Annotated in this window: 22 protein-coding genes and 1 riboswitch; of the genes, 6 read left to right on the top strand and 16 right to left on the bottom strand. The window is 42.0% G+C overall.

From position 1 onward, the window contains the following. Positions 1–4: 4 nt before the first annotated feature. Positions 5–670 carry a DUF4352 domain-containing protein gene (locus LCL91_RS21065; protein ID WP_224885321.1) on the top strand — a complete coding sequence of 222 codons (666 nt, stop codon included), beginning with the start codon at positions 5–7 and terminating at the stop codon, positions 668–670. 136 nt (positions 671–806) lie between these two features. Here LCL91_RS21065 and LCL91_RS21060 read toward each other — a convergent pair whose 3' ends face one another. The 5 genes from LCL91_RS21060 to LCL91_RS21040 all read right to left on the bottom strand — a co-directional run bounded on the left by LCL91_RS21060 (position 807) and on the right by LCL91_RS21040 (position 4,073). Beyond that, positions 807–980, bottom strand: coding sequence for a hypothetical protein (locus tag LCL91_RS21060; RefSeq protein ID WP_224885319.1), 174 nt, complete (start codon positions 978–980; stop codon positions 807–809). Positions 981–1,051: 71 nt separating this feature from the next. Next, complete coding sequence (locus LCL91_RS21055) at positions 1,052–1,249, bottom strand: IDEAL domain-containing protein (protein ID WP_224885317.1); 198 nt, start codon at positions 1,247–1,249, stop codon at positions 1,052–1,054. A gap of 375 nt (positions 1,250–1,624) precedes the next feature. Beyond that, the gene (locus LCL91_RS21050) at positions 1,625–1,981 is read right to left on the bottom strand and encodes a nuclear transport factor 2 family protein (RefSeq protein WP_224885315.1); all 357 of its coding nucleotides are present in this window, start codon (positions 1,979–1,981) and stop codon (positions 1,625–1,627) included. 28 nt (positions 1,982–2,009) lie between these two features. Further along, positions 2,010–2,492 (bottom strand): hypothetical protein, encoded by a 483-nt coding sequence (locus tag LCL91_RS21045; protein ID WP_224885313.1) that lies wholly within the window; start codon positions 2,490–2,492, stop codon positions 2,010–2,012. Between the two features lie 153 nt (positions 2,493–2,645). After that, positions 2,646–4,073, bottom strand: a complete 1,428-nt coding sequence (locus LCL91_RS21040; RefSeq protein WP_224885312.1) for a sodium/glutamate symporter — start codon at positions 4,071–4,073, stop codon at positions 2,646–2,648. Between the two features lie 303 nt (positions 4,074–4,376). On the opposite strand from LCL91_RS21040, the gene LCL91_RS21035 reads away from it, so the two are divergent. Beyond that, entirely contained in the window at positions 4,377–5,135 is a 759-nt protein-coding gene (locus LCL91_RS21035) for a Cof-type HAD-IIB family hydrolase (protein ID WP_425589708.1), read from the top strand. Between the two features lie 81 nt (positions 5,136–5,216). Here LCL91_RS21035 and LCL91_RS21030 read toward each other — a convergent pair whose 3' ends face one another. Next, the gene (locus tag LCL91_RS21030) at positions 5,217–5,747 is read right to left on the bottom strand and encodes a FixH family protein (RefSeq protein WP_224885308.1); all 531 of its coding nucleotides are present in this window, start codon (positions 5,745–5,747) and stop codon (positions 5,217–5,219) included. A gap of 250 nt (positions 5,748–5,997) precedes the next feature. On the opposite strand from LCL91_RS21030, the gene LCL91_RS21025 reads away from it, so the two are divergent. Both LCL91_RS21025 and LCL91_RS21020 read left to right on the top strand, forming a co-directional pair. Then, a complete protein-coding gene (locus LCL91_RS21025) occupies positions 5,998–6,411 on the top strand; it encodes an excalibur calcium-binding domain-containing protein (RefSeq protein WP_224885306.1) in 414 nt (137 codons plus the stop codon). Positions 6,412–6,475: 64 nt separating this feature from the next. Then, positions 6,476–7,117, top strand: a complete 642-nt coding sequence (locus LCL91_RS21020; RefSeq protein ID WP_224885304.1) for a class D sortase — start codon at positions 6,476–6,478, stop codon at positions 7,115–7,117. A 71-nt stretch (positions 7,118–7,188) separates the two neighbouring features. Here LCL91_RS21020 and LCL91_RS21015 read toward each other — a convergent pair whose 3' ends face one another. The 9 genes from LCL91_RS21015 to LCL91_RS20975 form a co-directional block, all read right to left on the bottom strand. After that, positions 7,189–8,133: a ribose-phosphate diphosphokinase gene (locus LCL91_RS21015; protein ID WP_224885302.1), complete on the bottom strand. Its 945-nt coding sequence runs from the start codon at positions 8,131–8,133 to the stop codon at positions 7,189–7,191. Positions 8,134–8,393: 260 nt separating this feature from the next. Next, positions 8,394–8,891, bottom strand: a complete 498-nt coding sequence (locus LCL91_RS21010; RefSeq protein WP_224885300.1) for a DUF1648 domain-containing protein — start codon at positions 8,889–8,891, stop codon at positions 8,394–8,396. Positions 8,892–9,076: 185 nt separating this feature from the next. Then, positions 9,077–10,042: an aldo/keto reductase gene (locus tag LCL91_RS21005; protein WP_224885299.1), complete on the bottom strand. Its 966-nt coding sequence runs from the start codon at positions 10,040–10,042 to the stop codon at positions 9,077–9,079. A 74-nt stretch (positions 10,043–10,116) separates the two neighbouring features. Beyond that, the gene (locus LCL91_RS21000; protein WP_224885297.1) at positions 10,117–10,545 is read right to left on the bottom strand and encodes a GNAT family N-acetyltransferase; all 429 of its coding nucleotides are present in this window, start codon (positions 10,543–10,545) and stop codon (positions 10,117–10,119) included. Positions 10,546–10,665: 120 nt separating this feature from the next. Continuing rightward, entirely contained in the window at positions 10,666–11,451 is a 786-nt protein-coding gene (locus LCL91_RS20995) for an ABC transporter ATP-binding protein (protein ID WP_224885295.1), read from the bottom strand. Between the two features lie 18 nt (positions 11,452–11,469). Then, positions 11,470–12,471 carry an NAD(P)/FAD-dependent oxidoreductase gene (locus LCL91_RS20990; RefSeq protein WP_224885293.1) on the bottom strand — a complete coding sequence of 334 codons (1,002 nt, stop codon included), beginning with the start codon at positions 12,469–12,471 and terminating at the stop codon, positions 11,470–11,472. 12 nt (positions 12,472–12,483) lie between these two features. Further along, the gene (locus LCL91_RS20985; protein WP_224885291.1) at positions 12,484–13,518 is read right to left on the bottom strand and encodes a FecCD family ABC transporter permease; all 1,035 of its coding nucleotides are present in this window, start codon (positions 13,516–13,518) and stop codon (positions 12,484–12,486) included. Further along, on the bottom strand, positions 13,518–14,570 hold the full coding sequence (locus LCL91_RS20980; RefSeq protein WP_224885289.1) for a FecCD family ABC transporter permease: 1,053 nt from the start codon (positions 14,568–14,570) through the stop codon (positions 13,518–13,520). The genes LCL91_RS20985 and LCL91_RS20980 overlap by 1 nt, the downstream gene beginning before the upstream one ends. Before the next feature lie 63 nt (positions 14,571–14,633). Next, positions 14,634–15,581: an iron-hydroxamate ABC transporter substrate-binding protein gene (locus LCL91_RS20975; protein WP_224885287.1), complete on the bottom strand. Its 948-nt coding sequence runs from the start codon at positions 15,579–15,581 to the stop codon at positions 14,634–14,636. Positions 15,582–15,910: 329 nt separating this feature from the next. Here LCL91_RS20975 and glnA point away from each other — a divergent pair, with 329 nt between their 5' ends. Next, positions 15,911–17,233, top strand: coding sequence for a type I glutamate--ammonia ligase (gene glnA, locus LCL91_RS20970; protein ID WP_098442612.1), 1,323 nt, complete (start codon positions 15,911–15,913; stop codon positions 17,231–17,233). A gap of 65 nt (positions 17,234–17,298) precedes the next feature. Here the strand turns inward: glnA and LCL91_RS20965 are convergent, their stop codons facing one another. Then, positions 17,299–17,469 (bottom strand): aspartyl-phosphate phosphatase Spo0E family protein, encoded by a 171-nt coding sequence (locus LCL91_RS20965; RefSeq protein WP_160920425.1) that lies wholly within the window; start codon positions 17,467–17,469, stop codon positions 17,299–17,301. Positions 17,470–17,671: 202 nt separating this feature from the next. Further along, a riboswitch (purine riboswitch) is annotated at positions 17,672–17,772 on the top strand. A gap of 68 nt (positions 17,773–17,840) precedes the next feature. Here LCL91_RS20965 and LCL91_RS20960 point away from each other — a divergent pair. Then, positions 17,841–19,133: an NCS2 family permease gene (locus LCL91_RS20960; RefSeq protein WP_224885285.1), complete on the top strand. Its 1,293-nt coding sequence runs from the start codon at positions 17,841–17,843 to the stop codon at positions 19,131–19,133. The last annotated feature ends 124 nt before the right edge of the window (positions 19,134–19,257 follow it).

Raw genomic sequence — 19,257 nt, 5'->3', positions numbered from 1 at the left:
TTACATGAAACACGTACTGATCACCCTATGTACTGCCTCTCTTTTTCTTGGGGGGTGCGCTACTAATGCGAACCAGCAAGCTAGTTCACAAACAGAGAACACGACAGCTGTAGAAACAAATACAGATCAAAACAAACACAAAGGATTAATCGATAGTCCACAGGCACCTGATGACCGCTCACTAACTGAAGTTGGCCAAACTTATCAGGATGCAGACGGCTCGATTACGTTAAAAGCGAGCTCTGATTTTAACGAAAAAACGACGATTGGAGATGTTGAGCTAACCGTATCAGATGTGAAGGTAATGGCCTATGCGCCTTCCCCTGACTTAATCGATTTTTTTCATGGCTATTCGAACGATGAGACAAAATTCAACTATGTAAAGATTCGCGTCCATGTAAAGAACACGTCGGATCAAACCGTTAACTTCGCTCCAGTTTCGACACTTGAAACGAGCGACGGTGAAAAAAAAGGATTCGATGATGACTTTTACCTTGAGAATCTTTACGGAGATTACGCACCTGGTGAAGAGAAAATCGGCCAGCTTGGTTTTGTTCTAAATACGACTGAGCTAGAGCAGCTGGATGCCCTAACCATTCAAACAAGTGATGTGTTCGATGAAAAGGAAGAAACGATCACGAAGGGCCAATCGATCACCGTCCCTTTTTAAAGATGCCCTTCAGGGTGTCTTTTTTTCGTTTCGCGGAATTACTGGACGTTTTCGCGGAATTCATCGTCCATTTCGCGGAATTAACAAAAAGATCGCGGAAATCGCTCTCTCCCATACGACGAAACGCGCACTCATCTCAGCTATTCTTAATGATTCTGGCCGTTTTATAGCCCTTTTTTATGAACCAGAGAAAATATGTCACAAAGGATAGACCAAGTCCGCCGAAAAGAAAGACGGATTGGAGCTTGTACCCTTTATTTTCATTGATCCATTCCATCACAACATAAAAAACCGCCGCTAAATCTAGCATCAACATCTCCTCCTGAGTGTTTGATTACTAGATTATAAGCAAGCGGTTTAACATATATACCAACTTTTTCATTATGTGAGTGAATTAAGACGATCAGTTAACTGCATAAACGTTTCACGGTCACGACAATCGAGCGCCTCGTCAATTTCTTTTTTTAGGATATCTTGTTTTTGTTCGATACTGGAAGCATTGATGTGTTCGAGTAGTTGCGCGACCATTTCCTGTCTCTTTTCCGAAATCTGATTTTGGTAGACTTTTCGATTCTCCATCATCCAATCCTCCATTCATATTGATAGAAACGCTTCTACGTTTTCTATGCGATTAATTACAGTTTAACCGATTTTTAAGAATTTTAAACAATAGTTTAGAAGATTCTAATAAATGAGGTCGAATTTTGTACTATTTTACTAGACTAAGGAAAGATTCGCCTTTTACTTACATCGTTTCACTGCGGTTTTTCTTATACAGACAATAGCCTTCATAGATATAATAGCAACCTGCTAGGAGACATCCGATAAAGGAAATGAAATTGAACCCTAATAAGCCGTACTCTTTATGAATGAGCAAATCCAAAGACCTCGCGGATGATAGGAGTAGTAAGCCCCCGATCAAATAGTTCACCCATGTTTTGTTCAACATATGCTTCAGCTCCCCTTCCGCTCTTCGATGACAAAAGAATGAATTTGCTTAATCCTCCCATCTTTAAATTGATTAAAACGATACGTATCGCAAAAGGCGTAAGTTTTTTCATCCACCTGAATTTTCCCTTCAACTGCTGCAGTAACACCATGGGTGATGATTGTATCGATTATAAGTTTCGCATCATCTTGTGGAGGCATACGATTCCAAGCTTTTTCAAATGCGGCCTTCCCTGCGATCTTCTCCATACCTATGAGGTGCCACTCGACATCATCTGTCACACTCGCGAGCACAACGTCACGATCCCCGCTCATAAACGCTTCATTGAATGCCCTTAGAAAATTTTCCTTTGCTGTCGCCATTTTCTTTCACCCTTTCTGAATCTTTTTCTTACATCCAATTCATCCCCCACAAGTTTTGAAGTAGCAGCATGTAGCTCGTTAAAAGAACCGTGACGATGATGAAAATAACAATAAGATATCGAAATACTTTCACCTTCTTTAATGTTATGATCCAAATGATTAGGGCGATCGCTGCACAAAGATAATAAACAAAGAAGAATTTATAAAAGGTGTATGGCCCCATAAATAAACCAAAAACAGCAAATTGGAGGTCAAAACTAAGAATAGCGTAAGAAAGCCATGTATTAGAACTGTTGTAAATGATACTCGTAGCTCCTGCAAGTATAAAAGAAATCAAGACTAGAACAACAAGCGCCCACTCATAGACGAAAAACATCTCCTCATTCGAAACAGCAAATTGATACCCAATCACCGATAAAGGTAAAATCATCAATAACATTAGCGCGTTTATTTTTATATAGCTTAATTCCGTGAGTTTCAAATCATCACGACTAAGTTCTGGTGTACCCAAAGAATCCCTCCCTACGAAATCCAAATCCGCTCATACTCTATACCATTTTCTTTTTATCATGTAATTTCCCTTCTGCTTTTCTAAAAAAAACACTAACTTCTTCCATTTTATATAAAAAAACGCCATTTCTGAAGTCAGAAATGGCGTCATTAGTTAGTTATTTTTAATATGCTTTCCTTTACCGAAATAATAAATACCCGTTACAATCCCGAGTATCACCATGACCACAGCGAAGATTAGTCCAGTTACCGCACCGAACTGCACGATGAACGGAACGGATAATGCCGTCACTAATCCTCCTCCTAGGAATGGTTCATAAACAAGCTGTTTGTAACCAAACGCTTCAAACGCAGGGGATTCATTATCAGGATCAACGATCCGCATAAGAAGCAAGCCGGTCGCCGTCACACCCATCGATTGACCAAAGTCACCGATGCCTCGTTCAAACCAGTAGTCAGGAATGATCTTCGGCGCAAGCATTAGGAAGCCGAATAAGTTCCAGCTGATTCCTGCAACAGCAAGAATTAGGAATGGTACAAGGTATTCACCAATCACGTCGAGCGACACTGTCGCGATAGCAGTGATGATTAACACATCAAGCGCAAGGCCTTGTATACGATTAATCATCCGACGATCGACAAGGTTGTATTTATCTTTTTTGCTAAAGAACACTTGAAGAATAATTCCCCCGAACATTGCGATCGGAAAGAGCGGGATATACTTCATAAAGCTTGAGCCAGTCCAGTTTGTAATCGTAATGCTTTCTAGACCGATTAATCCTTGAAGGATCAACCAACCGATTAAGATCGCTATCATCACAATAGCGAGGTGAAACGAGAGCGGTTCAATCGACTCAGGACGAGTCGTCATTTTACCTGCGGGTTCACGATTTTGGTATTCCATGATTCCCTGTTTACGAAGGTCAGAAAAGCCGTTCACATCTTTGATGACCTTCGTTTTGCCTCGACGTACTGCCCAATTAATGAGAATAATACCGAAAACAACACCAGAAAGAACACCTACCGTCGCAAGACCGATCGCAAGGTCAAAGGCTTCTTCAAAGCCAAGCTCTTCAAACGTACTTGCCATACCTGCTGCGGTACCGTGTCCACCTTCAAACGCCACTTCAATTAATGCCCCCGCCATCGCTGGAATATCGAAAAACGGTGTAAGAATAAAAATGGCTACGAGTAGCCCGATTACGTATTGGCCCCAGCCAATTGCCCAGCCGAATGCTAACTGAGGTCCACCGAACGTCCAGATATCACGTAGCTTTGGCATCGTTGCGCCAAGAAATAATGAGGCAAAGACAACATTAATCATTAACCCTGGCAACGCAGACCATACTTCTATAATTGTATTCGTCATAATTCCACTCGCAAGAAAATGATCTTCCGAAACGAAATTTAACATGATCTTCCCGAGCACCTGTGGACCGAGAAGCAATGCGACAAATCCACCGATAATGGAGGAAGGTAGGAATAAGTTCTGTAAGACTTTTACTTTCAAACGAATGATCTTCCCTATTAAAAGAAAAACACCGATATACAACAACGCGAATCCAATTTGTTCCGGATTCATTTCTTTCACCTCTTTGGTTTTTTATGATTCCTCAGCTCATGAGGCAGCTGCTTCACCAAATTGGTGATTCGAACAGTCCACTTTTTCAGTTCCTCGAATTTCAAACAGTAAAACTTATTTTTGGAAATTCCTTATAAAATTTTTTAGTGCATCTAATCAGGTGAAGCTATCTCGTTCCCAGTCTCTTTTTGTCAAAAAAATGATTCTGGTGATCTATGGTATAATCGATCAATCTGAAAAAAGTTCCAAGTTGCAAATACTACAGTTCGACATCAATTTAGTTTACACTGAGAATAGATAAAAATAGGAGTGGTAGAGATGGAAAAAGAGATCAAACTAATTGCATTAGATATGGATGGCACACTGGTCAATCATGACGGAGAGGTGTCAGAGGAAAACGAAGCTGCTGTTCAACGAGCGAAAGAAAAAGGCCTTCACGTCGTATTAAGCACAGGACGCTCGCTACCGTTCTGTCGCGATATTGCAGAACAGCTTGGTCATTCCGCTTACCTGGTTACGGTAAACGGCGGACAGATCTATGATAAGGAATTAAACCTCGTCGACAGCACGCACCTTGATTATGAGCTTGTCGAGCGTTTGTGGGAATTAAAAGTAAAGCATGACGTGTATTTCTGGTCTTCTACAACAGAAGGAGTATTCAATACACAAAAACCATTTGATCGCGAAATCAATGACTACACGTGGTTAAAATTTGGCTTTGATATTAAAGATGATCATATCCGCAAAATCATTACGGATGAAGTGATGGCGAATGAAGCTTTCGAGGTAACGAATTCTAGCCCTACAAACCTTGAAATTAATCCGTCTGGCGTTAATAAAGCCGCTGCTCTCATGAAAGTTTGTGACTGGCTTGATCTTTCAATGGAAAACGTAATGGCCGTTGGAGATAGCATGAACGACATCGCGATGATCCGCGAAGCTGGCTTTGGCGTTGCCATGGGCAATGCTCAAGACCGCGTCAAAGAAGCAGCGAACTGGGTCACAAAAGACTACACCGAGCACGGCGTTGCTCACGCCATTGATCGAGTGCTGAAGGGATAAGCGTGCCTGTCACCACCCGATTGAGCTCAATAAATGTCGAAAAAAGGCGCAGTGGATTTTCTCCACTGCGCCTTTCTTTCATTACTCCTTCTCTGCGACTTCAAGCAAATAAGGTTTATGCGCATGAAGCTCGTCCCCCTTCTCGACATGAACTTTCAGCTTGTACGCTCCTGGCTCGGAAAATTCTGAGATCCCCTCATACACACCCTCACTGTTTTCATCCGCATCTGTGTAGGTGTGCTTCTCTTCTCCTTCTAGCCAGTATTCAAAACGCACATTTGCTTCAGTCAGTGGCTCCCCTGCTTCGGTCACCGTTGTCACAAGAACACGTGAATCCATCACATCCTTCTTAAGTGAGATGCTTACATGACCTCCGTGCTCATGTTCACGATCGTCTGCCTGATCTTCTAAAATCTTGATCTCAATCCCAGCATCAGCCCTTTCTCCCACTCCTTCTCCATTACTCTCCACCGTACTGCCAGCCTCTTCGCTGTTGACACTACTCATCTCTTCACTACTTGTCCCGCCTGTTCCAGCACCGTTACCAGGGTCTGAACATGCACCAAGCGCTAACAAACAGGCCATTCCAAGCGCAATGGGTCCTTTCTTCATCTGCTCTCTCTCCTATCCACCTACTTTTCTATCTATGAAGCTAACGAATCGATCGCCTAGCTGGATCATACCTATCAATTCAAAAATGAAATATCTTACTTTTACATACTTTCATGAAAATTATTTCCCTCTTATAGTAAAATATTCTCTTTATTCAATTAATTCCGACAAATTACATGATCTTTCCTTTGGAAGCTGTTACCATATAACAAGGGATGGCAAAAAAATACTTAATCCGGGGAGGAAGAAGATGAAAAAGCTCGTTTCTTTGATAGCAACTTTCTTATTGGTATTTGGCTTTACAAACGTAGGGTATGCAGCTGATGATAAGAATTGTGATGACTTCTCTTCTCAAGAAGAAGCACAAAATTATTATGAAAGCAACAACCCTGATGAGGACCCAAGTGATCTTGACCGTGACGATGATGGAGAAGCTTGTGAAACTCATACCTACAGCGGCTCCGATTCATCTGACGAAGAAGCAGCGTCCAGCGGCGAAGCTTCCGATGAAGACATGACAAGCGAAGAAAGCACAGAAGCAGCTGACAGCGAAGGCGCTGAAATGGCCGATACAGCGACAAGCTATCCGGTTTATATGTTGCTTGGACTTGCGATCGTAGCATTCGGATCTCTACTACTTCTAAAAAGACGCGTTCACTCTTAAGGCACATACCATCCCGACGAGATAGGCGACCATCGCCTATCTCGATTTCTAAAGAAGGTGATTAATGGTGGCTAAGATCCTCAGTATTCTACTCATTATAACCGGCATGATTGTGACGGGATGGAGCGGCTATGAATGGTGGACTCAGAAGAGTGCTGCTACGTTTCAGCCTGAAAAAGCTCAAGCTATATCAAGAGACTGGGAGGAAACCGATTATCAAGAGACAGTGAACCGAGAAGTGGTTCATACGAGTGACGTTACGCCTCAGATGAAAGCGAAAACGGGAGAAAAAATCGGTGAATTAACAATTCCTCAACTAGGATACCTATACCCGATCTACTGGGGAACGGATGAACAAACGTTGAAACAGGGAGTTGGTATGTATAACACAGCTTTCACTACTTTACCAAATCAAGCAGGCCACACCGCCCTTGCAGGACACCGTGATACCGTTTTTGACGGTCTTGACCAACTAAAAAAAGGCGATCGTCTTTACCTTACATTAGATGATGCAACGTACGAATATCAAATCCGCAAAACGTGGATAACAGATGAGCATGATCGTAGCGTCATTGTGGAAAAGAATTCCCCCACTCTTACACTTACCACGTGCTATCCGTTTGATTACCTCGGCTCTGCACCAGATCGATACATCATTCAGGCAAGCTTAATTCAAATTAATGAAGGAAGTGACTCCCCATCATGAGTCGCTTCCTATTAAAATTCACTCTCACCAATAAAAAAGAGAACTGCTTCTAAACAGTTCCCTTCATCATGTTATCGAATTTGGCTAATCGAAAGCTTTTCCTGAACGATTCGAATCGCTTCAGCAAGAAGCGGTGCAATCGATAGAACTTTAATTTTATCAAGATCTTCTGAATCTGGAAGAGAGATGGTATTCGTTACAACCACTTCTTTAATGTTCGATTCAGCAATTTCTTCCGTTGCATGACCAGAAAGAACAGCGTGAGTAAATGTAGCGTACACATCTTTCACCCCGTTTTCCTCAAGAATGCGAGAGGTGAACGTTACGTTTCGACCAGTATCAATCATATCATCAATGATAATGGCTGTTTTCCCTTTCACATCGCCAATGACGTTCACAGTGGATGGTTCTCCTGTGTCATAAGAGCGACGATCAATCAAAGCGATTGGTGCATCTAGCATTGATCCTAATTTACGTGCACGAAGCGCACTGCTATTATCAGGTGCCACAACAACAACATTTTCCAATTTTTTGTTCTCAAAGTATTCAGCAAGAATTGGAATACCAGAAACCTGGTCAACTGGGATATTGAAAAAGCCTTCAATTTGATTGGCATGCAAATCAATGGTTAACACGCGTGTTGCCCCAGAACGCTCTAGCATATTCGCAATCAACTTTGCAGTAATTGGCTGTCTTGGTCCTGTTTTACGATCCTGTCTCGCATACCCGTAATAAGGTAAAACAACATTAATCGTTTTAGCAGATGCTCGTTTTAATGCATCAATCATGATCAAGAGTTCCATCAAATAGTCGTTTCCTGAGCCTGCGATGGATTGGACAAGGTATGTATCGCAACCACGGATGCTTTCCTCAACGTTCATGTGGATTTCACCGTCACTAAATCGCTTAACGGAACAATTCCCAACTTGAATTCCAAGCGTCTCAACAATTTCTTGAGCCAACTCCGGATTTGAGTTTAAAGCGAACACTTTCACATCTTCTTCATGGCGTAGCATAGCGTAGCTCCTTTATCTTTCGTTTATCCCGATTGGTTCAGCTAGCCCTAATGACCCTTACTTAAGGCAACCTCACTCGATTAACTGTATGGATGACATACATATGTAATTAGTTTAAACTTCTTCTCCACTATACCATACACAGAAGGGCAATTTCTGTAGATTTTTTTTGGATTTTTATCGAAAAATCATCGAAATGTTCACGAATTTCACCTGTATGCGCTTTACTTTTTCCACTAAAAGCTTTCACAGATTATTTTCTATCTCCATCTAATCGAATGCACAATATAAAGAATAATCGCACTAAAGATCATCGTAAGAAAGAGTGGCATCACCCACCAAGTCAGACCTTCCCCAATCCCCTTAGCAATCTGCACACATTCCACTGTTAAATAAGCAAACAAAAGCGCGATCGTATTTTTCAAAAAACGCATGAGGATAACGGCACTTCGATATTGTAGAGCTGCATTGCCCTCTGTGATTTTCACCACATAATTATACCTATGCGGATAACGTTCAAGAACAGTGAAAACTCCCCAGATCAACATACCAAGCAGTGGGAAAAGAATGATCGCCATTTTTGAACCCCAATTATCCGCTTCACCAGTTGCATTAAAATGGATGGGAACGCGATTAGGTATGCCCGCCCATTCCAAAGAAAGATAAACGATGCTTAGCAAAAGAAATATAAGTGTCGCCAAATCAAACCCTTTTTGAATGAACGTCTTATCAACCTCAATTCGTGGTCGAGTTTCCATATGCAATCTCTCCTTTCCCTACTCGTTTTACGTATGACTTAAATGGAAAGTTCCCACTATTCGCTTCTATTTGGTACATATTATCGATTAATGTTTAATTATAAACCTAACGACGTGCAGAGAATGAGTAGAAAAAGAATAGCAGATTAAAGCCGCAACCTGAGTGGATTGCGGCTTTAATTCCTTTACATCTTCGCTACTTTCCTTGACTCCTCATCAATTCGCTTCATTTCCTCATGCGTAAGCTTAAACCCAAGTACCTTCACATTATCTTCGGCATGTTTTAACTTGGATGCGCCCGGAATTGCCACAACCGTTTGATCGTGAAAATGAACGAGCCAGTTCAACGCAACTTGACCGGCTCCGACGCCGTATGAATGACCTATCTCTTTTAACAAGTCGATTAACGGCATAGTTTTCGCTAACCCCTGCGGTTTAAAGTGCGACATGTGTTTACGTGGACCTGAGAGATTTGCGACTAGTTCAGGATTTTGATGGAACTTTCCTGTTAAAATCCCCTGCTCAAGCGGAGAATACGCAATGATCGTGACCCCATTTTGCTTAGCAAGGTCCAGCACACCGTTCGTTTCAATTCGTCGATCGAGTAAGCTATATTTCATTTGATTTGATGCAAGATTCACACCCTGCCGTTTCAACTCTTGAATCGCTCGATCCATTTTATCTCGATTAAAATTACTCACACCCACTGCGCCAATATGACCTTCTTTGACGAGCGATGCCATTTGCTTCATTTCTTTTTCTGGAGAAGAAAAAGAAAACGGCTGGTGCACCTGATAAAGGTCAATTCGCCGACCATGTAAGGCATCTTTTCGCTTTTGGATCGTGCTTGGAATAGAACTAGCTGTTCGAAGAAGTGGCCACCACTTTGTCGCAATAAGGGCATCCTTTTCTTCAACCCCAAGTCGTTTTAACGCGCCAGATAAGGCTTCTTCTGATTTTCCTTTTCCATAAGCTTCTGCTGTATCAAACCAGTTAATCCCACCATCAAGACTCATTTTCACAATCGCGTCCATATCTTTTTCAGATATCGTCGAAAAGTAACTGCCAATTAAGCCGCTCCCCTGACTGAACTGCCATGTTCCAAGTCCGATTGGCGAAATCTCATAATTTGTTTGACCTAGTCTTCTCACTGTTACGCCACATCCTTCATTTGTCTTGCACTAAGTATAGCACCAGGCAACAGCTATAAGTGAAGATCATGCTTCTACAGAGTTAATCCCTTTTTGAATACAAAGCTAACCTGATCATAAGACATCTTTTCTTTGTAGAAACGGTGGGCTTCTTTCTTTTTAACACCGGAAGACAGAGCCACAGATTGATACCCGTTCTCCAGAGCCCAGTTTTCAACAAACGTAAGAAGCATTTCTCCATAACCTTTTGAACGATGCTGTTCGCTAGTGACAAGATCACAAACCCAGACAAACCTTCCATAGTAGAGCGTAATCATTGGCTTAAATCCAGTAACCGCAACAAGTTCATCTCCATCATAAAGCGCATATAGTCGATACATGTCTTTCTGATTAGCTTCTTCTACTAAATCAAGATAAGTTTTCTCATCCAAATGCTGGCGAAGCTCTTGCATCACTTGAAATGCTTCAAGCCACTGTTGCTTCGTCTTCATTTCCTTAATCATGACATCCTCCTATGAACGGTCGATCTAGATACGAGTTTGTCTTATGTATTCGCTAGAAAAGAAGATGATCCTTCCACAAAAAAACCTGCTCCATTATAAGGAGCAAGTTAATTCGACATTTCATAGACTTGCACAAAGTCCATACGGTAAGCAAAGTGGCTGCCCCGAGCGAGGATCATAAATGATATCACTTCGAACCCCAAACACTTCTTCTAAAGTGTCTGACTTCATCACTTCGAGTGGCGTCCCTGTTTTCATTACTTTTCCTTTTTTAATTGCTACTATATGACCTGCGTACCGACTGGCGTGATTTAAATCATGCACGACCATGACGATCGTTCGCTTTTCTTGAACATTTAACTTTTGCAAAAGCTCAAGTACCTCAAGCTGATGCGCCATATCGAGGAAAGTAGTTGGTTCATCAAGGAATAGAATTTTCGTATCCTGAGCAAGAGCCATCGCAATCCAGGCGCGCTGGCGCTGTCCACCTGAAAGTTGATTAATCGAACGATTGGCAAATTCCCCAATCCCCGTCATTTCAATTGCCCAGGCAATCTTCTCTTTGTCTTCCATCGTGAGCGCTTTCAAGCCTTTTTGATGAGGAAAGCGACCGTATGTGACAAGTTCTAAAACCGTTAGCCCTTCTGGAGCGGTGGGGTTTTGAGGAAGGATTGCTAATTCTTTCGCAAGGTCGCGCGTTTTTTGCTCATGAATCGCCCGTCCATCCAGGTAAACCGTTCCACTTTTTGGCTTCATTAATCTAGATAGCGTTTTAAGAATGGTCGACTTTCCTGATCCGTTCGCCCCAACAAGAGCCGTAATCTCACCCTCGGGTATGGTTAGATTCAACTGATCCACAATGATGTTTTCTTGATAACCGATGTTAAGATTTTCTGTTTCAATCATGACGCTCACTCCTTTCGCTTATACTTCTACAAAATCTTTATGGTGCGTCGAATACATCGCCATGGCTTCTGCCTCAGGATCTAGATAGGCCTTCGCACTATTCAATGCTTTTGGTCCTTCCGCAAGACCGCCAGCAATGAGCGTTAAACGATGTGGATAGGTGACGATATCTCCTACTGCAAAAATTCCAGGTATACTCGTTTCCATTTTTGCATCCGTAACGACTTTTCCTTCGTTCATCGTCATTCCCCAGTTTTGGATGCCGCCTAAGTCGAGATTAAATCCATGATTAACAAGGAGGGCATCGATTTCAACTACTTCTTTTTCACCTGTGTCGACATGAGTAAGAACAACCTTATCAATACGCTCCTTACCAATCACGTCAGATACATAGCACGAACATTTGATGTGTGTTTCCGAGTTGTTCATCTCTGTGATACTACTTTCATGACCACTAAAAGCCTCTCTGCGATGAACAATCGTTACTTTATCTGCGATAGGTTCAAGACGATTCGCCCAATCGATTGCCGAATCGCCTCCTCCAGAAATCAGAACGTGCTTACCCCTGAAGCTTTCCACACGATCCACGGCATAATAAAGATTCTTCCCTTCAAAATACTCCGCTCCATCAACTGGAAGCTTTTTCACCCCAAGCGTCCCATGTCCAATAGCTAAAATAACGGTCCGAGTAAAGTGCTTTTCTCCATTATGACTCGTTAAAATATAGGTTCCGTCCTCAGCTCGCTCAAGATCGTCTACTCTTTCCCCAAACACCATTGTTGGATCAAATGTGCTCGCCTGTTCTTCAAGCTGTTTGATCAAATCTGCTCCGGAAATGCCAGGAATCGCACCGATATCTCGTAGAATTTTCTCTGGATAGAAGTAGGTTACCTTCCCACCAACTTGCGGAAGGTATTCAATAACTTTCGTCTTAAGCTCACGCATGCCGCTATAAAAAGCTGTAAATAACCCAATTGGCCCTCCACCAATGATCGTCACATCATAAATTTCATTCTTCATATCATTCGCCTCCTAAGCTTTTGCTCTAGCAAGTAAATATAAAAAGTACGGTGCTCCGATAATCGCTACCATAATACCAGCATGAATTTCAGATGGTGCTAGAATCGTTCGACCAATCGTATCCGCTACTAAAAGCACAAGTCCACCTGCGAGAGCTGATAATGGCAAAAGGAATCTGTGATCATTTCCGACTAACTGTCGTGCAAGATGGGGACCAACAAGACCAACGAAACCAATTCCTCCACTTACAGACACACAAGCGGATGCAAGTGCGACCGAAGCGCCCAGAAGTAAGAAACGCTCTTTTTCTACTTTCACACCCATTCCGGTCGCGAGTTTCTCCCCAAAATTCAATCCATCTAGCGTTCTTGCTTTATAGAAGATCAATGCAAATAAAACGAAGATCCATGGCAGTAACGTGAGCACATGAACCCACGTTGTCCCCCAGATCTTTCCCGCAAGCCAAACAGCGATAAACTGATAGTCGAACGGATCCATTCGAAGCGTTAAGATGGTAATAAGAGCACTAATCCCGGCAGCGACCGCAATCCCATTTAATATCAATCGCTGAGGCATTAACCCTTCTCTTTTGCTGTACGAAAGCGCATAAATGACGATTGCTGTAACACACCCGCCTATTAACGCTAGAAAAGGCATAAGGAGAATAGGGGCATCCGTCGTTTTCGGGAAAAAGGAGATAAATAGAACAACCATTAAAGCAGCCCCACTATTGATTCCGAGTATACCCGGATCTGCAAGAGCATTACGTGAAATCCCTTGAAGGATACAGCCAGATACCGCTAACCCGGCGCCAACAAGGATGGCAATAACGATTCGAGGCAAGCGAAATTCAAATAAAATTAACGACTGCTTCTCTGTGCCACTGCCAAACAACGTTTTCACGACCTCGCTAGGACTTAATTTCGTTAACCCTGTATTTAAGCTAATAAAAAAGGTCGCAATGATAAGGAATAGGAAAATACCCATCATCACATAGCGCCTGCGATTTCTTTTCCGCTGTACGTGAAATAAAGAGTCAACATTCATCACAGCTCCCTCCCTTCACGTCTCGCTACGTATAGAAAGAAAGGGACACCGACAAGAGCGAAAATCGCCCCAATTGGCGTTTCATATGGGGCATTAATCAGCCTTGCTCCCATGTCAGCAACAATCATAAATAACCCTCCAAGAACCGCCGAGCATGGAACAATCCATCGGTAATCCACACCGACAAGAAACCTCGCAATATGAGGAATCACAAGACCTACAAACCCAATTGGACCAACTGCTGATACGGCAGCTCCTGCAAGCACGAGTACAACAACCGAAGCAAGCGCTTTGATTAATTTTGTGCGCTGCCCAAGACCTACAGCCACATCTTCCCCAAGACTGAGTAGCGAAATCGACTTTGAAAGAAACAGTGCCACAATAAGCGCAATCACGATCCACGGCAATAAAATTTGAATTTGTGGCCATTTCAAACCAGCTGTTCCTCCCGCAAACCAAAAGGCAAGATTTTGTGAGAGTTGAAAATAGATGGCAACGCCTTCACTAACTGCGGTAAAAAGTGCACTAACCGCAGCCCCTGCTAGGACTAAACGAATCGGTGATAGTCCATTTCGAGAGAGAGAACCGATACCGAATACAAGTCCAGCCCCAATCCCAGCACCAACGAAAGAAAATAACATCAGGTTGGTATAGGAAAGTCCGGGGAAAAAGGCAAAGCTAAGCGCAATCATCAAGGTTGCCCCAGCATTTAAACCAAGTAACCCCGAGTCTGCAAGAGGATTTCGAGTCACTCCCTGCATGATCGCTCCAGCTACTGCAAAACTTGCGCCAATTAAGATGTCGGCAACTGAGCGAGGCATTCGAAACTCACGAATGATGGAATGTTCGGTTGAGGTGGCATCAAATTGAAAAATCGCTTGCCAAACTGTCATCAACTTAATATCTGCCGCTCCAAGTGCGACCGATAGTCCCAAGCTCAAGACGAGGGCAGCACTACCTGCAACAAGAATGAGCATCGCTGTAACAGGTCGCGATTGAACAGCGAGCTGATTTTCTATTGGTTTTGCCGTCGGTTCAGCTTTCTTTGACATAGGATGACTCCTTGCTTTATGTATTGAAAAATAGTCCCGGTGCCTGGCACCAGGACTTCTTATTTACTTGTTATTATCTTTTAGTGTGTTGACGATCAAATCAAGCTGACCTTCAACAGCGATTGGGTCATAATAATACATATCTTCAAAATTCATTTCATAGAGGTGACCGTTCTTCACAGCATCTAGATTCTGCCAAAGTGCACTTTCTTTCGTTTCCTTTAGCACATCTTGATTATCCTCAGCAGCATACTCGGTATAAAACATATGATCTGCTGCGTATTCAGGTAATACTTCAAGCGATATTTTCTTCCAATTGTCGCCTTCGATGACATCCTTTTGAATTTTCTCAGGAGCTTTCAACTCTAATGCATCATAAATGACCTGACCACCACGTCCAAAGTTATCTCCGAACACATAGAAATCTTTTGTTTGCACTTCATAAATTCCAACCGTCTCATCTTCACCGATAACACTGTCTAATTCTTTCCTTGCGGCTTCTGCTTTTTCATCAAATTGGTTGATCCACTCATCCGCAGCTTCTTCTTTTCCTGCAATTTCACCCATTGCGGTTACTTCTTCATCTAGAGAATCATATGTTCCAAACGGCATAAGCACAGTTGGCGCAATTTTTGACAGCAAATCATATTGTTCTTGATCCGTCACAACAATTAAATCAGGATCTAATGATGTTACCTTCTCTACTGAAGGTGGCGTGCCAATATCTTCAATATCAGCGATTTGCTCTTCCGTAAAATAAGGATTATCAAGAACAAATTGATCTGGAGCTCCTACCGGCGTAATCCCAAGCGCGAGGAAATAACCAACGTAATCCGTTGCAACGATTCGTTCTGGATTCTTAGGTATGTCAAACTCCTGTCCATCTGGTAAGGAGAAGGTTTTCATCTCTTCACTGCCTTCACTCTTTTCGTTCTCATTACCGCAAGCAGCAAGTATAAGAACGAGGATTAACATCAGAATAAGAGTAATCCTCTTGTTTGTAACTTTCATTGTATGTACCCCCTAAATGATATTGAGATTCATTATCATTTAGAATGATAGCACCTTCTTTCCTTCTTGTCTATCTCATCTCATGAATTTCAGATTGCATCAAACGCTATTCCTACGGTTTTGTTAGCGTTTTCAAATATTTTTAAAAAAAGTTTCATGTGAAAAAGTGGTTTATTCCACTCTTACTAAGGTTATTAATACACACATATTCAAGTCATCAATTCGTGTTTAACTTTTATGTTAGGATTCCTTACATAAAAACACAATTATCTGTAAATATCATTAAAATGAACACTAACAAAAAAATTAAAGGTGAGGTTATTGAATCCATGACATTAACAAAGAATAGTATTCAACAGGACATCATGAAGGAAGCAAAAGAAAAGAAAGTCGAATTTATTCGTCTTGAATTTACGGACATGCTTGGTGAAACAAAGAACGTTGAACTTCCAATAGAAGAGTTGGAAAGTGTGATGAACAACGAAGCAATGTTTGACAGCTCTTCCATTGCTGGTTTCTCTGATATACAGGAAAGTGATATGTACCTCTTCCCTGACCTTGAAACATTCAAAGTCCTACCGGACGCTGTTGATCAGGATTGTATCGCTCGCTTTATTTGCGACATTCATACTCCAGACGGTGAACCATTCGAAGGTGACCCACGCTTCATTTTGAAACGAGCAATGAAGGAAGCAGAAGATATGGGCTATACAGTTAACGTTGGTCCAGAACCAGAATTCTTCCTTTTCAAGCTAGATAAAGACGGTTATCCAATTCGTAAGATGAATGACCGCGCAGGTTATTTCGATGCTTCACCTAAAGATAAAGGTGATCAAGTACGTCGTGATATCGTTCGTACGCTTAAGAAATTCGGTTTTGAAATGGAAGCTTCTCACCACGAAGTAGCACAAGGACAGCATGAAATTAACTTCCGTTTCGATAGCGTCATTAAAGCGGCTGACAACATTCAAACGTTCAAAAATGTTGTAAAAGATGTTGCGACAAGCCACGACTACCATGCTACGTTCATGCCGAAGCCAATCGCTGGTGAAAATGGTTCTGGTATGCACTGTCACCTTTCTCTATTCACGGATGGCGAGAGCGCGTTTTACGATGAAAACGATCCAGAAGGCATCTCCAAAACAATGAAACAGTTTATGGCTGGTATCCTTTCACATGCAAATGGCCTAGCAGCCATTACGAACCCGAACGTAAACTCTTATAAGCGTCTTGTACCTGGTTATGAAGCACCTGTCAGTGTGGCATGGTCTCACTCTAACCGAAGCTGTATGATTCGCGTTCCTACAACGCGTGGAATGGGTACTCGCTTTGAAATTCGTAACCCGGATCCAACAGCTAACCCTTACCTAACGCTTGCTGCCGTTATTCATGCAGGTCTTGAAGGAATTCGTCACGATCTTGATGCTGGCGCGCCAGAAACACGTAACCTTTATGAAGTAGACACAGATGATGTGCCAACACTTCCAACAAACTTGAAGGAAGCAATCAAGTCACTTCGTGAAGATAAAGTTGTGATGGAAGCTCTAGGTGACCATACTTCTAAAGTGTATATCGAAGAAAAAGAAAAAGAATGGATTGAATATTCTCTTATGGTAAGTCAATGGGAAGTTGATCGCTACATGAATAAATAGAACAATACAAAAAGGAGCATCCTCATAGTAGAGGGTGCTCCTTTTCGCATTTTCTGGAAAGTTTATTAATGATGGCACTTGTATTTTTTCAGCTTCTGATACTGAATAATTTTCTCGTCTAATCGTTTACTCAAAAGGAGAATTTTCCCGCTTGAGTAGTCATCTACTTCTTGTCCTAGATCATAAAGCACCATTCGCAACGTCTGAATTTCGTTTTCTAGATTCTGCAGCAACATAGCGCTCTCCCTCTATATTTGTCTTATATTTACATTACCATATAATAGGCTTCAATGTTTTGTATTCTTACAAATTACATAATTTTTAACATTTCCCTATTTATTTTTATATTTGTAATGCAAATTAGAAAACAATGAATACTGAAACATTAACAAAAACGATTGACCCGTCTTTCCTTCATTGTTATGATTCTCGTTATAAATTTATCATATGACTAAACCTTGTATAAGTTCAGGAATAGGGCCTGAACGTTTCTACCAGCTACCGAGAATGGCTTGTCTACAAGGAATTATGAAGTTTTTCATATTTCCTTGTGATGATGCTCTGGTTTCTGGCCAGAGTTTTTTTATTTGAATCAGGAGGGTCTACCATGAAAAACTTTTTCCAGTTCTCAGAACGGGAAACGAATTATCGAAAAGAAACGTTAGCCGGGATAACAACCTTTTTATCCATGGCTTATATATTAGTTGTGAATCCGATTATCTTAAGTGAAGCCGGCATTGATAAAGGAGCGCTCTTTACTGCCACCGCTCTATCCGCGATCGTGGGCTCATTGCTTATTGGTATTCTTGCTAACTTCCCTGTTGGGATCGCACCAAGTATGGGACTTAACTCTTTCTTCACCTTCTCCGTTGTTATTGGAATGGGAATTGATTGGGAAATAGCTCTTACAGGCGTCTTTATTGCCGGAATTATCTTTATGATTCTGAGCTTACTGAAAATCCGCGAGAAAATTATTAACGTGATTCCAAAAGACCTTAAGCACGCCATTGCAGCTGGAATCGGCTTTTTCATTGCTTTTGTTGGTCTTAAAAATGCAGGAATTGTTGTTGGGAGCGAAGAAACGTTTATTTCAATCGGACAGCTGACAACACCAACAACCGCGTTAGCTGCTTTCGGATTTATCATTACGCTTATGATGCTGATTCGTGGTATTCGCGGTGGTATCTTTTATGGAATTGTGATTACAACGATCATTGGTATGATCATCGGCCTTGTTCAAGTTCCTACTTCGGTGGTTGGACAGGTACCGAGCCTTGAGCCAACATTTGGCGTTGTCTTTCAGCACTTAGGAGATATTTTCACACCTGAAATTCTAGCCGTTATTTTTACGTTCTTATTCGTTGCTTTCTTCGACACGGCAGGCGCTCTTATCGCCGTTGCCAGTCAAGCTGGTCTTATGAAAGACAACCAGATTCCGAATGCAGGACGCGCCCTACTTGCGGACTCAACATCAGGAGTTGTCGGTGCGATCTTTGGTACATCAACAACTGCATCTTTCGTAGAGTCTTCTGCCGGAGTTGCTGTTGGAGGACGTACTGGCTTCACATCCGTTATTATCTCAGCGTGTTTCTTCATCGCGCTATTCTTCTCACCTATTCTAGGCGTCATTACACCAGAGGTAACGGCTCCCGCTTTGATTATCGTTGGTGCCCTTATGGCAACAGAGGTAAAGCAGATTGATTGGAGCCGATTAGAAGTGGTTATCCCAGCATTTGTCACCATCATTATGATGCCTCTTACGTTCAGCGTGGCGACAGGGATTGCACTTGGCTTTATTCTTTATCCTTTTGCGATGATTGCGAAAAAGGAATGGAAGCAAGTTCACCCGATTATGTATACGCTCGGTGGCTTATTTATTCTTTATTTCATCTTTCTCTAAATCATGAAAGAGGCTGGGACAAAACCCAGTAAATTAAAATAAGAGTGGCCCTGCGGACAAAGAATTTGTTCGCAGGGCCACTCTTTCTATATTTTCATCTTAATTTAACAATAAAATAAGGGCA

The sequence above is a fragment of the Guptibacillus hwajinpoensis genome (genome assembly GCF_020171785.1).
In the GTDB taxonomy this organism is placed as follows: domain Bacteria; phylum Bacillota; class Bacilli; order Bacillales; family Guptibacillaceae; genus Guptibacillus; species Guptibacillus sedimenti.
The sequence above is the reverse complement of the archived record's forward strand: the minus strand, read 5'-3'. Positions and strand labels throughout refer to the sequence as shown.

What these genes read in the sequence shown, in the direction of transcription:
- LCL91_RS21065 (WP_224885321.1), top strand. Translation starts at nt 5, where the DNA reads ATGAAACACGTACTGATCACCCTATGTACTGCCTCTCTTTTTCTTGGG.
- LCL91_RS21060 (WP_224885319.1), bottom strand. Translation starts at nt 980, where the DNA reads ATGCTAGATTTAGCGGCGGTTTTTTATGTTGTGATGGAATGGATCAAT.
- LCL91_RS21055 (WP_224885317.1), bottom strand. Translation starts at nt 1,249, where the DNA reads ATGGAGAATCGAAAAGTCTACCAAAATCAGATTTCGGAAAAGAGACAG.
- LCL91_RS21050 (WP_224885315.1), bottom strand. Translation starts at nt 1,981, where the DNA reads ATGGCGACAGCAAAGGAAAATTTTCTAAGGGCATTCAATGAAGCGTTT.
- LCL91_RS21040 (WP_224885312.1), bottom strand. Translation starts at nt 4,073, where the DNA reads ATGAATCCGGAACAAATTGGATTCGCGTTGTTGTATATCGGTGTTTTT.
- LCL91_RS21030 (WP_224885308.1), bottom strand. Translation starts at nt 5,747, where the DNA reads ATGAAGAAAGGACCCATTGCGCTTGGAATGGCCTGTTTGTTAGCGCTT.
- LCL91_RS21025 (WP_224885306.1), top strand. Translation starts at nt 5,998, where the DNA reads ATGAAAAAGCTCGTTTCTTTGATAGCAACTTTCTTATTGGTATTTGGC.
- LCL91_RS21020 (WP_224885304.1), top strand. Translation starts at nt 6,476, where the DNA reads ATGGTGGCTAAGATCCTCAGTATTCTACTCATTATAACCGGCATGATT.
- LCL91_RS21015 (WP_224885302.1), bottom strand. Translation starts at nt 8,133, where the DNA reads ATGCTACGCCATGAAGAAGATGTGAAAGTGTTCGCTTTAAACTCAAAT.
- LCL91_RS21010 (WP_224885300.1), bottom strand. Translation starts at nt 8,891, where the DNA reads ATGGAAACTCGACCACGAATTGAGGTTGATAAGACGTTCATTCAAAAA.
- LCL91_RS21000 (WP_224885297.1), bottom strand. Translation starts at nt 10,545, where the DNA reads ATGATTAAGGAAATGAAGACGAAGCAACAGTGGCTTGAAGCATTTCAA.
- LCL91_RS20995 (WP_224885295.1), bottom strand. Translation starts at nt 11,451, where the DNA reads ATGATTGAAACAGAAAATCTTAACATCGGTTATCAAGAAAACATCATT.
- LCL91_RS20990 (WP_224885293.1), bottom strand. Translation starts at nt 12,471, where the DNA reads ATGAAGAATGAAATTTATGATGTGACGATCATTGGTGGAGGGCCAATT.
- LCL91_RS20985 (WP_224885291.1), bottom strand. Translation starts at nt 13,518, where the DNA reads ATGAATGTTGACTCTTTATTTCACGTACAGCGGAAAAGAAATCGCAGG.
- LCL91_RS20980 (WP_224885289.1), bottom strand. Translation starts at nt 14,570, where the DNA reads ATGTCAAAGAAAGCTGAACCGACGGCAAAACCAATAGAAAATCAGCTC.
- LCL91_RS20975 (WP_224885287.1), bottom strand. Translation starts at nt 15,581, where the DNA reads ATGAAAGTTACAAACAAGAGGATTACTCTTATTCTGATGTTAATCCTC.
- glnA (WP_098442612.1), top strand. Translation starts at nt 15,911, where the DNA reads ATGACATTAACAAAGAATAGTATTCAACAGGACATCATGAAGGAAGCA.
- LCL91_RS20965 (WP_160920425.1), bottom strand. Translation starts at nt 17,469, where the DNA reads ATGTTGCTGCAGAATCTAGAAAACGAAATTCAGACGTTGCGAATGGTG.
- LCL91_RS20960 (WP_224885285.1), top strand. Translation starts at nt 17,841, where the DNA reads ATGAAAAACTTTTTCCAGTTCTCAGAACGGGAAACGAATTATCGAAAA.